A 13,030-nucleotide genomic window follows, 5' to 3' on the forward strand; every position below is an offset into this window, starting at 1 on the left:
ACACGGCATGAGGACGGCATGATCATCATCGCAGGCCTCGGCAATCCGGGCGCCAAATACGAGAAGAACCGCCACAACATCGGCTTCATGGCCGCTGACGAGATCGCACGGCGTTGGCGCTTCGGCCCCGAGCGGGCCAAGTTCCAGTCGATCGTCAGCGAGGGTCAGGTCGAGACGGCGAACGGGCCGGTCAAGGTCCTGCTCATGAAGCCCCAGACCTATATGAACGAGAGCGGCCGGGCGGTCGGCGAAGCGGCGCGCTTTTACAAGATCAAGCCGTCGGAGATCATCGTCTTCCACGACGAGATCGACCTGGCCCCCGGCCGGTTCCGCATGAAAACCGGTGGCGGCGCGGCGGGTCAGAACGGCGTCCGGTCCCTGATCAGCCACCTGGGCGCCGACTTCCGTCGCGCCCGCATGGGGATCGGCCATCCCGGCGAGAAGGAGATGGTCATGCCCCACGTCCTGGGCGACTTCCACAAGGCGGAGCAGCCCTGGCTGGACGCCCTGCTGCAGGCCTGCGCCGACGCCCTGCCCTTCGCCGCCGCCGGCGACGACGAGCGCTATCAGGGCGAGGTCATGCGCCTGGCCCCCGCGCCCAAGTTCAGCCCTCGACAGGCGGCGCGCGGCGAACTGTAGCCTGTACGCCCTTGGCGAAACGCCGTAGAGCCGAGGCGTGACCCGTTCCGACGCCGATCATTGGTCGACATCGAAATCGCTCGCCTTCCTGGCGGCGGTGTTCTCCCTCGTGCTTGGAAGCCTGCTGCCGTTCGGAGCCCTGGCGGCCGCCCAGCCGGGCCAGCCCCTGGTCATCTGTTCGGCGGAAGGCCCACAGACCATCCAGTCCGGCGGGATGGACGGCCCGGTCAACAAGCATCAGGGCGCAAAGTGCGCGGCCTGCGTCATGCCTTTGGCCGCCGCCCTGCCCGCCCCGCCAGCGCCCGAGCCCGCGTCGGTTATCCGCACGGTCAAGCAGGTCGTCTATTCGCCAGCTCGCGTCAGCCCCCCGCCGCCGGCCCGCGCCCCGCCGCGCCCGCCGTCTACAGCACCACCCCACGCCTGAACCAGACACAAAGCCCGCGTCGGCCCTCCGCCCGCGCGCCCTTCTCGTTCTGACTTCAGGATCATCATGTCTCTCAAGACCACTGCGGCGCCCTGCGCCCTGCTGCTTGCCTCATTGGCAAGCCCTGCCTTGGCCCAACAGGCTTCCGAGCCTGCCGTTCTCGACACCGTCATCGTCACCGCCCGGCGCAACGCCGACGACCCCGCGGTCGTCGCCGAGGCGCGGGAACGTCTGTCTCGCACGCCGGGCGCGGTCGCCGTCGTCTCGGCAGAATCCTACGCCGACCGCTATGCCCCCAACCTCGCCGACGTCCTGCGCGACGCGCCGGGCGTCTATGCCCAGAAGAAGTGGGGCGGCGACATTCGTCTGTCGATCCGCGGCTCGGGCATCGGCAACTCCAGCCACAATCGCGGCACCCTGCTGGCCCAGGACGGCGTGCCGTTCAACGAGGCCGACGGTTTCGGCGACTTCCAGCTAATCGACCCGCTGATCGCCCGCTACACCGAAGTCTACAAGGGCGGCAACGCCCTGCGCTTCGGCGGCGCCCTGCTGGGCGGGGCGGTCAATCTGGTCACCCCGACCGGCCGCACGGCGGCCTCGAACCTGAGCCTGCGTCTGGACGGCGGCTCCTATGGGACGGTGCGGGCCCATGCCGAGTTGGCGGGCGTTCGCGGCGACTGGGACGGCTTCGCCGCCGTCACCGGCCAGAGCGTGGACGGCTGGCGTCAGCAGAGCGAGGGCAAGTCCCTGAACTTCTCGGCCAATATCGGCCGCAGCTTCGGTCAGGACCGCGAGGTGCGGCTGCTGGTCTCGGGCGGCGACATCCATCAGGAAATCCCCGGCAGCGTCAGCCTGTCGGGCGCTCTGAACGATCCCACGGCGGCCAATCCGGGCAACATCACCCTGAATTATCAGCGCAATATGCAATCGATCCGAACGACCTTGCAGACGCGCTGGCGGCTGGACGAGTCCACCGTGTTCGAGGGCGCGGTCTATGGGACGTGGAAGGATCTGGACCACCCCATCTTCCAGGTGATCGATCAGGAAAGCCGCAACTACGGCGCCTTCGGCCGGTTCGACTGGCAGGGGCAGGTCTTTGGCATGCGCGCCGACGCCTTCTACGGCGCCTGGTACCGCCAGGGCGACCTGGACGCCAAACAATGGGGCAATCTGGCCGGCCAGCAGAACGGCCTGCGTTCCCGCAGCTTCCAGAACGGCAAGGGGCTGGACGTCTTCGGCGAGGGGCGGCTGTTCGTCACCGACCGCCTGGCCCTGGTCGCCGGGGGAACCTGGGGCCGCGCTGAGCGCGACTATCAAAGCTATGTGGTCCCCGGCGTCGCCGGCACGATCGACCTGACCGTCGATAAGACGTTTGACTGGTTCGCCCCCCGCGCCGGCCTGTTGTGGGAAAGCGAGGAAGGCGATCAGGTCTTCGCCAATGTCACCCGCTCGGTCGAGCCGCCCAACTTCTCGGCCTTGTCGCCGACCGCCAGCGGCTATCTGCCCCTGGTCCCGCAGGAAGCCGTGACCTGGGAAGTCGGCACGCGCGGCCGCCGCGGCCCGGTGACATGGGACGTCACCGCCTATCGCGCCGAGTTGGACCATGAGCTGCTGAACTACGTCGTAAACGCCGCCCAAGGCACCACCGCCACCTTCAACGCCGACCAGACCGTGCACCAGGGCATCGAGGCTGGACTCGACTGGCGGATCGCACCGCAGTGGCGCCTGCGCCAGACCTACGCCTTCTCGGACTTCTTCTTCGACGGAGACAGCAAGTACGGCGACAATGACCTGCCGGTCGTGCCGCCTCATCTGTACCGGGCCGAACTGCGGTATGATCACTCGGCCGGCTGGTTCGTGGCGCCCAGCGTGGAATGGTCGATGGCGGATTCCTGGGTCGACTACGCCAACAAGTTGAAGTCGCCTGCCTATACGGTGGCGAACCTGAACATGGGCTGGACGGTACGGCGAGGCCTGACCGTCTTCGCCGACGTCCGCAACCTGTTCGACGAAGCCTATATCTCGAACTTCAGCGCCGTGACCAACGCCAGCCTGCCCAGCATATCCACCGCCGTCTTCTTCCCCGGCGAGGGCCGCTCGGCCTATGTCGGCGTCAGGATGAGCTACTGATGGCCGGGAAGGCCGCAATCCAGGCGCCGGACGATCTGTCCGGCGCCTACCGGGCCGTCTGGCGCTGGCATTTCTACGCCGGCGTCTTCGTCATGCCCGTGCTGATGCTGCTGGCCCTGACGGGCGGCCTTTATCTGTTCAAGGACGAGATCGACGGCGCCCTCTATCGCGACATGATCCGCGTGCCGGCGGCCCAAACCCAGACCGCGCCGGAAACCTGGGTGGCCTCGGCGGCCCAGGTCGCCGGCGGCGGTCGGGTCGCCAATCTGGTCATGCCCGCCCGGAAAGACCAGGCCGTCCGCCTGCGCGTGGATCGGCCCGACGGGGTGCAGAAGACGGTCTTCGTCGATCCGCACACAGGCCGCGCGACCGGCGTCATTCCCGCCGGCGGCTTCATGGAACTGGTCAAGAAGACCCACAGCCTGACCCTGCTGGGTCGGCCGTTCAACATCCTAGTCGAGATCGTGGCGGGCTGGACCATCATACTGTTCGCCACCGGCCTCTATCTGTGGTGGCCGCGCGGACGGGCCGTGGCGACCTTCTCGCCCCAGACGAACGACACACGACGACGCCCCTTCTGGCGCGACCTGCACGCCCTGACCGGCGTCTATGTCGGCGGGGTCGTGCTGTTCCTGGCGGTCACCGGCATGCCCTGGTCGGCCTTCTGGGGCGACACGGTCATGGACGCGGTCAAGTCCAGCGGTCTGGGCCGCCCCCCGGCGCCGGTCGCGGGGGCCTGGCAGCGCGCCGAACATCATGACCAGCCCATCGGCGCCGGTTGGGCCATGGACGGCATGGTCATGACCCACGACCACGCGGGCCACGGCGCGCTGGATCGGGTGCTGAAAGCCGCCGACGACGCCGGTCTGGCCCGGCCCTACGCCGTCAACATCCCCGCCGCCGGCGGCACGGCCTATACGATCACGACCCAGGCCCGCCGGGTCCAGGACAGCCGGTCCCTGTACATCGACGCCGCCTCGGGGCGCCTGCTGGCCGACCTCGGCTACGACCGGTTCGGCGTCGGCGCCAAGGCCATCGAATGGGGCATCTACACCCACCAAGGCACCCAGTTTGGACAGGTGAACCGCATCATCATGCTGCTGGGCTGTATCGGCGTCTGGCTGCTGTCCATCAGCGGCCTGATCATGTGGTGGAAGCGCCGCCCGCCGAACCTGTCGCGCCTGCGCCTGGGCGGCCCGCCCGCCCCGCCCGGACCGCGCGTCCGCGCCGCTGTCCTGGGCATCGTCCTGCCACTTGCCCTCCTCTATCCCCTGACGGGCCTAAGCCTGGTCTTCGCCGTATTGCTCGATCGAGCCGTGCGGCCGATGATCCGGCGTCGTCCCGCCGTTTCCTGAAAGAACCGACGCCATGAAAACCCATCTGTCCCTCGCCGCCGTCGCCCTCATTCTGGCGGCCTGCAACCCGCCGGCGGACAAGCCTGCCCCTGCCGCTGAGGCGACGGCCGCTGTCGTGACCGCCGCCGACGCCTGGTGCCGCCCGTCGCCGAACGGAGCCAAGGCCGGCGGCTGCTACGTCACCCTGACCGCCGCGACCGACGACCGCCTGACCGGCGGCGCCAGCCCCCGCGCGGCCGAGCTTCAGGTCCACGAGATGAAGACCGAGAACGGCATGATGAAGATGGCCCAGCTGACCGAGGGCCTGCCGCTGCCGGCCGGTCAGGCGGTCGGCCTGGCGCCCGGCGGCAATCACCTGATGCTGATCGGCCTGACCGCGCCCCTGGTCGCCGGCGAGACCGTGCCCATCACCCTGACGTTCGCCTCGGCGCCCCAGGTGACGGTTCAGGCGGCGGTACGCCAGCCCGCAATGGCGGCCATGGCGGGCATGGATCACAGCGCCCACTGACGCCTTTTGCAGCGCGAGCCTGACAAACGGGATCGAACCCGCTAAAGGCTCGCGCTCACGAGGAATACCATGGCTCTTAAAGTCGCGATCGTCGGCCTGCCCAACGTCGGCAAGTCCACCCTGTTCAACGCCCTGACCAAGACGGCGGCGGCCCAGGCGGCCAACTATCCGTTCTGCACCATCGAGCCGAATACCGGCGACGTGGCCGTGCCCGAGGCGCGTCTGAACGCCCTGGCCGAGATCGCAGGGTCCAAGGAGATCATCCCCGCCCGCATCACCTTCGTCGATGTCGCCGGCCTGGTGCGCGGCGCGTCCAAGGGCGAAGGCCTGGGCAACCAGTTCCTGGCCAATATCCGCGACTGCGACGCCGTGGCCTTCGTGGCCCGCTGCTTCGTCGACGACGACATCACCCACGTCGAAAACCGCATCGATCCGATCGCCGATCTGGAGATCATCGAGACCGAGCTGATGCTGGCCGACATGGAAAGCCTGGAGCGCCGCCGGCCCCAGTTGGAGAAGCGCGCCAAGGGCGGCGACAAGGAGTCCGGCCTGACGCTGAAACTGGTCGATCTGGCCCTGGCCCAACTGAACGCCGGCAAGCCCGCTCGCACCGCCGAGGTGTCCAAGGAGGACGCCAAGGCCTGGCACATGCTGCAACTGTTGACCGCCCTGCCTGCCCTCTATGTCGCCAACGTCGAGGAAGGTTCGGCCGACAAGGGCAATGAGCTGTCGGACAAGGTCGCCGCACGCGCCGCCACGGACAACGCCAACTCGGTCGTCATCTCGGCCCAGATCGAGTCCGAAATCGCGGTCCTGGACGACGAGGAGCAGAAGGAGTTCCTCGAGACCCTGGGTCTGGAAGAACCCGGCCTGAACCGTCTGATCCGCGAGGCCTACAAGCTGTTGGGTCTTCAGACCTATTTCACGGTCGGCCCCAAAGAGGCCCGCGCCTGGACCATCAATGTCGGCGACACCGCGCCCCAGGCGGCCGGCGTCATCCACACCGACTTCGAAAAGGGCTTCATCCGCGCCGAAACCATCGCCTTCGACGACTTCGTCGCCCTGCGCGGAGAGGCCAAGGCGCGCGAAGCGGGCAAGCTGCGCGCCGAAGGCAAGACCTATGTCGTCAAGGACGGCGACGTGATGAACTTCCTGTTCAACTAAGCGGTCGCCCCACACGCTGAACACCCGATCGCCCCCGTCGCACCAGCGGCGGGGGCTTTTCATGATCGGTCTCGCCGCGATCAGAAATCATAGCGTAGCGAGAGGTTGACGGTGCGACCGTTGGCGGCCCGCCCCAGACCGATCCCGTTCGCCGGCACGGACGGGGTCGTGATCTCGATGAAGGCGACCTCGTCGAACAGGTTGTTGGCGTCCAGCATCAGCTGGACCCGCTCCCTAGGACGGTACTGAACGAAGGCGTTGACGAGCACATAGCCCGGCATCTTCATCTGATTGACGTCCTGCACCCAGCTGCTGGTCGTGCCGATGATATTGGCCCCCACCGAGACCTTGCGGCTGTCATACTGCGGGCTGGCCTGGAAGATGAAGTCGGGCTGGCGACGGGGGACCATGCCGGCCACGGCGGCGTTGAACTTGTCGTTCACAATCTCGGCCTGGGTCCAGGTGACCCCGCCCGTCAGGCTGAAAGGCCCCCGACGATAGGCGGCCTCTGTCTCCACGCCATAGGCGGTGTATTCCCGGTCGGTGGTGATGGCCCCGGCCTGGACGTTGGTATCCTCCGTATCGGCCGAGAAGCCGGTGACGTTCACCGTCAGCGAAGGCGTGCGGTATTTGAACCCGCCTTCCAGCTGTTCGACGATGTCATAGCCGTCTTCCGGATCGGGCATACTGCCGTCGGTCATACTGACCTTGCTCGAGAACAGCACCTTGTCCGCCCCCGCCCGCGCGCCCCGGCTATACCGAGCGAACAGGGCGAACGGCTCCGACACCCGGAAGTTGATGCCGGTAGAATAGCTGACGTAATCGTAGCTGTAGTCGACCGGCGCCGGCCGATCGAGCGGCGTGAAGGCGGTGCGTGTTTCCGCTGGCGAGATGACGCCGTCGCCGTTGAAGTCGACCGGCAGGATGCCGACTCGCCCCCCGCCCAGATCGGCCCCGTACAGTTGGCCGTTCACCTGCCCGGCGTCATAGCGGACGCTGGCTCCAACCGCGATCCGCCCGAGCCGGTAGTTGATCGAGCCATAGGGCGCAGCGATGTCGTAATCGACATCGTACCTCCGCCGGAAGAAGGCGGTGCTGCCTGAACGATTGAAGCCGCGATAGCCGTCCTGGGACTGCAGCACGCCGGCGGGGGTCGTATAGTTGATCAGGGCGGACTGACCGCCCCCGGCGATGTCTTGCAGGTGGTTCGAGTACAGCCAATCGCTTCTGTAGCTCTGGGTAGAATTATACAGCCCGCCGGTCAGAGTCAGTTCCCCGCCTTGCACGGCGAAGACCCGGGTCGCACGAAGGTCGCTGATGACATTGCCAAGGTCGCTAGAGTCGACCCGGTTCAGCGCCGAGGCCACCACTAGCCCGTTGCCGTTGATGGCCCCGAGGTCGGCGATAACCTGCCCCTTGTTCGGCCCGGTCGCATAGGTGAACGTCCCTGCTCCGCCGCCCAGCGAGGCCGGCATGGCGCTGCCGGAATAGATGGCGGAGACCAGGTTGCGGGTCGTGCCGCCGGAGACTTCGGAGTAGCGGGCGCGGTGGATGATGGTCCAGTCGCGCACGTCGAAGCGGGATTCAACCCCGATTGATCGGACGTGGGCGTCCTGTCCCTGACTGCGTCGAAGGACGGCGGGATTATTATCGGCATCCAGCGTGACAACATCGCCCAGATGGCCCGACATCATGAAGTCGCGACGGACGTCATAGCCCTCGAAGCTGCCGAAATGGGGATTGTCGTTCGTGCCGGTAATCCGGACCGGGCCAGGCAGATAATGAGGCGACCGGTCGTCCAGATATTTTCCAGACAGGCGAACATAGCCATTCGCGAAGGTCTTGGTGAGGTTGAACTTGAACTGACCGCCCTCGTAGGCCCTGAAGCCGGCGTCGCGCTGCCCCTCGCCCGAGCGATAGAAGCCGCCCATATGGAAGCGCAGGGTGTCGGTGATGGGGCCGCCGTAGCGGAAGTCCACCCGGTTGCTGTCGTAGTCCAGCCCGGTAGTCACCTGGACGGCGCCGCCTTCGACGTCGCCCGTGTTTGAGATCAGGTTGATGACCCCACCCGGCGAGTTCGAGGCGAAGGTCGAAGCCGAACCGCCTCGGATCGCTTCCACCGCCGCCAAATTGAAGTCGGCGCGAATGAAGATGTCCGTCGCCCCATTGAAGAAGTCGCCGAACTCGAGGACGGGCAGGCCGTCCTCCTGGATCTGCATGTACTTGGAGCCGCCGGACGCAAGCGGAAGCCCGCGGATCGTGTAGGCGGAGCTACCGTCGCCGGTCGACGACTCGGTCCGGACCCCAGGGATGTTCCGCAGGATGTCGCCCAGTGAACGGGCCCCGAGCACCTGGATTGCGTCCTGTCCCAGCGCGCTTGTCGAGGTCGCGCTGTCCAGCGGATCACGCCCGCGAGCAACACCCGTCGAGAAAACCTGCTGGGCCTTCGCCGGGGCGGGAGGCGACGCGGTCGAGGTCTGCGGCTGGGTCACGACGACCTCGCCGGATCCCACTTCGGGTTCAGACGCCCGCGCTGAAGTGAAAGTTGAAGCAGCAACCACGGGGAAGATGGCAAAAAATACTGGCTTTACTCGCACGGCGCTTCTCCACGCTGGACATATTTTGATCGAAATCATACCTCCACAAGTTAATGACTGGATAAAACGGCGACTTTTGAATTATAAATAGAAAAATATAGGTAGCCCTACTTAGCTACATCTACTTAAAATGTTGCCACGCGCGCGACGACTGAATGGTCACCGCGCCTAACGGCATCGTCCCGATGGAAGGCTTCGACCTGTCCATTGACAGCTCGGGTCATCGATAGTGGGCCTTACCGACCCTTCTTGATCATGTCTTGCAGCGGATTGGCAGGGTCGGGCGCCTTTGGCGATCCAGGGCAGCGGGCGAGTTTCACCGTCGTCATGTCCCGGTCGATATAAGTCAGGTTCATCACCTCGCCGCTGGCGGTCATATGAACCCGTTCCGTCCTCGCCTGGCCTTCCGCTTGGCAGGCCAGAGTCGCCACATAGCCATTGGGCGTCTCGTCTATCCGCGCGATGTCGCAATGGTTCTCATAGCCTTCAAAGCGCAGGGGCGTGATCGTGATCGGCTGACGCTCTCCCTGAGGCCGTGCACACCAGGCGGGATTGGCCGCCCATACGCCCACAAAGCTGCGCGGTCCCCGCGAGGCCAGCGACGAGGGTCCAGGCGGCTCCACCGCCTGCATAGCCTCAGCACTCCGCAGGGGCGCCGCAGGTTGGTCCGGCGGATTGACCTGATGCTCGCCACAGGCGCTCAGAACAACGGCGGCGATGGCGAGCCCGGAAAGCGAAGCGGATTTCATCGCACGGGAACGCGGCGACCATGGTCAAGGTTCAATCGCATCGCCGCCCCGTCGCGACGACTTCACTCCCGACGTTGGTCCGCCGTCGCGTCGCGAAGGGCGTTGAATTCCGCCGTCGGCTTCCATGCAGGCCAGGTCTCGCTATCCGCCACCGTCAGCCCAAGCCGGTATAGCAGGTCCAGGTTCTGTAGCGCCGCCGTGAAATCATAGTCGGCCCGCCACTCGTCCGTCAGCTTGTGGTAATAGCGGCCCATCTGGGCTTCGTAATAGGGCGTGCCCGCCTCCATGCCGCCCTCGACGAAATCTCGACCGGTCCACGGCATCAGGGCCGGCACCCCGCCCGCCGCGAAGTTGAAATGGTCGGAGCGGTAGTAGAATCCCTCCTGCGGATAGCCGTCGCCCGTAACCACGCGCCCTTGGACGGCGGCGAACCGGCCCAGGATGTCCTCCAACTCCGACTTGCCGACACCGAACACCGCCACATCCCGCGTCGCCGGCGTGAAGGGCAGCATGTCGATATTGATGTCGGCCGCCGTCTTCGCCAACGGATAGACCGGATCGGCGGCGTAGGCTTCGGAACCCAAAAGCCCCTGCTCCTCGGCCGTGACGTGCAGGAAGACCACCGTCCGCTCCGGCGCCGGCCCCGCCTTGAAGGCCCGCGCCATCTCGATCAGACCCGCCGTGCCAGAGGCATTGTCCCAGGCGCCGTTATAGATGGCGTCGCCGTCGGCGTTCGGCTCCCTGGCCTTGCCGACGTGATCCCAGTGCGCGGAATAGACGACATATTCGTTCGGCCGCGTCGTGCCCGGGATCTTCGCCAGCAGATTGTTCGAGTGGATGACCTCGGTCGTCTCGGCGATATCGACATCCAGCCGCGCCCCCAGGTCCACCACCCCGCCCAGCCCGCCGACCTTGGCGCGGGCCAGGGCCTCGGTCAGAACGTCTCCCCCTATCGCCGTCCCCGTCGCCGGGCTGATAGATCCAGTGAACCGGGCGTCCTTGGCGCCCTTCACGGTCATCTGCGGCCGCGATGCGCCCCCGACGGCGCGACGCCAGCGGCCATCGCTTTCCTGAAGACTAATCACCCCCACCGCACCGCGCTTCAGCGCCTCCTGGGTCTTGTGCGTGCCCGAGCCGTAGAAGTTGGGATCGGCTCCCAAGGCGTCGGGTTGGGCGCGCAGGATCACCACCACCTTGCCCGTCAGGTCGGCGTCGCCATAGTCGTCCCACCCCCGCTCGGGCGCCACGATGCCATAGCCGGCGAAGACCAAAGGCGCGCCTTCGATCTTGACCGTCGGGTCGGCCGGTCCGGCGCGCAAGGTGATGTCGGCGCCCGAGATCAGGACATGGCTAACGCCGTCGGCGCCGGTCCAGGCGGCCGTCGGCGCGCGCTCAGGCGTAAACCGGACCAGATCGACGGGTTGCAGCCACGCCCCGGCGCGTCCGCCCGGTTCCAGTCCGATCGACTCATACTGACGCTGCAAATAGGCCAGGGTCAGTTGCTCGCCGATCAAGCCGGGGAACCGCCCCTCCAGCTCGTCTGAGGCCAGGTATTTGATGTGGTCGGACAGGCGCTGGGCGCTGAACTGCGGCGTCGCAGCAGAGGCGGTGGCGAAGGCGTCCAATCGCGCTGCGGGCGGCGCATCGACCGGCGAACCAGCGCAGGCGGCCAGAACAAGCGCCGCCAGGGCGACCAAGGGAGAACGACGGAAAATCATCACAGATGCTCGAGACAAGGATTGGGAGCCGGCACAACGTCGTCGTCCGGCGTCGGCACGTCGATAGGCCTCAGCGGCGCTGGGCCGCCGTCGTGGCGCGTACGGGAGCGAATTCGGAGCCCGTCTTCCACTCGGGCCAGTCACGACCATTGGCCAGGCTGCGGCCCACGTCATAGAAGATCGTCAGATCCTCGATCATGCCGCGATAGTCCCAGTCCGGCGACCACTCGTCCGCCGCCTGGTGATAGCGTTTGGCGCCGTATTCGGCGCGATCGGCCTGACGCTGGGCGATCGGCTCGTCACGGAAGTCGCCCCGGCTGCCGGCATAGGCCATCGGCACCCCGCGCTTGGCCAAGGGGAAGTGGTCTGAGCGATAATAGGTGCCGGCCGCATTCTCGTAGTCCGGCGCCAGGGTGCGGCCCTGCGCCTGGATCGCCGCCGCCAGCCGCTCGTCGAAGTCGGACTGGCCGTAGCCGGTGACCCCCAACTCTGCGACGCGGCCATAGACGTTCATCGAATCCATGTTGAAACCGCCCACCGTCTTGGCCAGCGGATAGACCGGGTTCACGGCATAATATTCCGAACCCAGCAGGCCGCTTTCCTCGGCGGTGAAGCTGATCATCACCACCGACCGTTCGGTACGGGGGCTGCGTCCATACATCCGCGCCAGTTCCAGCAGGCCGGCAGTGCCCGAAGCGTTGTCGACGGCGCCGTTGAAGATCCGGTCGCCCGTCGAGTCCGGCTCGCCCATGCCGATGTGGTCCCAGTGTGCGGTGTAGAGCACCGTCTCGTCTGGATGGGTCGTGCCCGGCAGGCGCGCAATCACATTGTGGCTGGTGACCTGGTTGGTCGCCACGTCGAAGTCGGTCGAGAAGCCGGCGCCAGGCAGGGCCACGGGCTGGAAGTCGCGGCTGCGCGCCTGGACCTTCAGCGCCTCGAAGTCCAACCCCGCGCGGCGGAACAGGTCCACCGCCACATCGCGTTGGATCCAGCCCTCCATCGGCACGCGCTCGGCCGCCGCATTGGGCCTAAGGATGTCGAACTGCGGCACGCCCCACGAGTTGGCGACGGTCGCCCAGCCGTACGAGGCCGGCGCCGTCTCATGCACGATCAGGACGCCCGCCGCTCCGTGCTTGGCGGCCTCCTCGTACTTGTAGGTCCAGCGGCCGTAGTAGGTCATGGCCTTGCCGCCGAAGGTGTTCAGCGCCGGCTCGTCGAAATCGGCGTCATTGACCAGGACGACAAGGATCTTGCCGCGCAAGTCCTGGCCCTTGAAGTCGTTCCAGTTCCGCTCGGGCGCCGTAATGCCGTAGCCGACGAAGACCAGGGGCGCGTCCTTCAGGCTGACATGCTGGGCCGGACGGCGGGTCGAGATGGCGACCTCCCGCCCCTGGGTCATCGGCAGGCTCCAGTCCCCCAGCTTCAGCGAGGCGCGGACATTGGATTGCACGAAGCGGTTCAGAATCACGTCCTGGGTCCACTGACCGTTCGGCCCGCCCGGTTCGAAGCCGGCGGCCGCATATTGCGCGCTCAGATACTGGACGACCTTCTCTTCGGCCGGCGTGGCGATGCCGCGTCCTTCATAGGCGTCACTCGACAGGACGCGAATATCCTCCGAAATCCGCGCAGAGTCGAAGACCGGCGCGGCCTGATCCACACTGGCGGTGGCGCAGGCGGACAGGGTGACGCCGGCCAGCAGCACGGCGGCGAAAGACGAGACGATACGCATGAACACTAGGCCCCACA

General features: G+C 66.5%; 10 protein-coding genes. 6 read left to right on the forward strand and 4 right to left on the reverse strand.

The window, feature by feature from the left end:
* Positions 1-18: 18 nt before the first annotated feature.
* From pth to ychF, 6 genes are all read left to right on the forward strand, one after another.
* The gene (gene pth, locus PKE72_RS02865; protein WP_271163963.1) at positions 19-639 is read left to right on the forward strand and encodes an aminoacyl-tRNA hydrolase; all 621 of its coding nucleotides are present in this window, start codon (positions 19-21) and stop codon (positions 637-639) included.
* 37 nt (positions 640-676) lie between these two features.
* The gene (locus PKE72_RS02870) at positions 677-1,063 is read left to right on the forward strand and encodes a hypothetical protein (protein ID WP_271163964.1); all 387 of its coding nucleotides are present in this window, start codon (positions 677-679) and stop codon (positions 1,061-1,063) included.
* Between the two features lie 66 nt (positions 1,064-1,129).
* Positions 1,130-3,193 carry a TonB-dependent receptor family protein gene (locus tag PKE72_RS02875; RefSeq protein ID WP_271163965.1) on the forward strand — a complete coding sequence of 688 codons (2,064 nt, stop codon included), beginning with the start codon at positions 1,130-1,132 and terminating at the stop codon, positions 3,191-3,193.
* Entirely contained in the window at positions 3,193-4,548 is a 1,356-nt protein-coding gene (locus PKE72_RS02880; RefSeq protein ID WP_271163966.1) for a PepSY-associated TM helix domain-containing protein, read from the forward strand. Before PKE72_RS02875 ends, PKE72_RS02880 begins: the two co-directional genes overlap by 1 nt.
* A gap of 13 nt (positions 4,549-4,561) precedes the next feature.
* Positions 4,562-5,056, forward strand: a complete 495-nt coding sequence (locus PKE72_RS02885) for a copper chaperone PCu(A)C (RefSeq protein ID WP_271163967.1) — start codon at positions 4,562-4,564, stop codon at positions 5,054-5,056.
* Positions 5,057-5,125: 69 nt separating this feature from the next.
* Positions 5,126-6,220 carry a redox-regulated ATPase YchF gene (ychF, locus tag PKE72_RS02890; RefSeq protein WP_271163968.1) on the forward strand — a complete coding sequence of 365 codons (1,095 nt, stop codon included), beginning with the start codon at positions 5,126-5,128 and terminating at the stop codon, positions 6,218-6,220.
* Positions 6,221-6,300: 80 nt separating this feature from the next.
* Here ychF and PKE72_RS02895 read toward each other — a convergent pair whose 3' ends face one another.
* From PKE72_RS02895 to PKE72_RS02910, 4 genes are all read right to left on the reverse strand, one after another.
* A complete protein-coding gene (locus tag PKE72_RS02895) occupies positions 6,301-8,712 on the reverse strand; it encodes a TonB-dependent receptor domain-containing protein (protein ID WP_271163969.1) in 2,412 nt (803 codons plus the stop codon).
* A 341-nt stretch (positions 8,713-9,053) separates the two neighbouring features.
* Entirely contained in the window at positions 9,054-9,566 is a 513-nt protein-coding gene (locus tag PKE72_RS02900) for a hypothetical protein (RefSeq protein ID WP_271163970.1), read from the reverse strand.
* Between the two features lie 62 nt (positions 9,567-9,628).
* Complete coding sequence (locus PKE72_RS02905; protein ID WP_271163971.1) at positions 9,629-11,284, reverse strand: M28 family peptidase; 1,656 nt, start codon at positions 11,282-11,284, stop codon at positions 9,629-9,631.
* 70 nt (positions 11,285-11,354) lie between these two features.
* Entirely contained in the window at positions 11,355-13,013 is a 1,659-nt protein-coding gene (locus PKE72_RS02910; protein ID WP_271163972.1) for a M28 family metallopeptidase, read from the reverse strand.
* Positions 13,014-13,030: the final 17 nt, after the last annotated feature.

The sequence above is a fragment of the Brevundimonas intermedia genome, from assembly GCF_027922165.1.
GTDB classification, from domain to species: Bacteria; Pseudomonadota; Alphaproteobacteria; order Caulobacterales; family Caulobacteraceae; genus Brevundimonas; species Brevundimonas intermedia.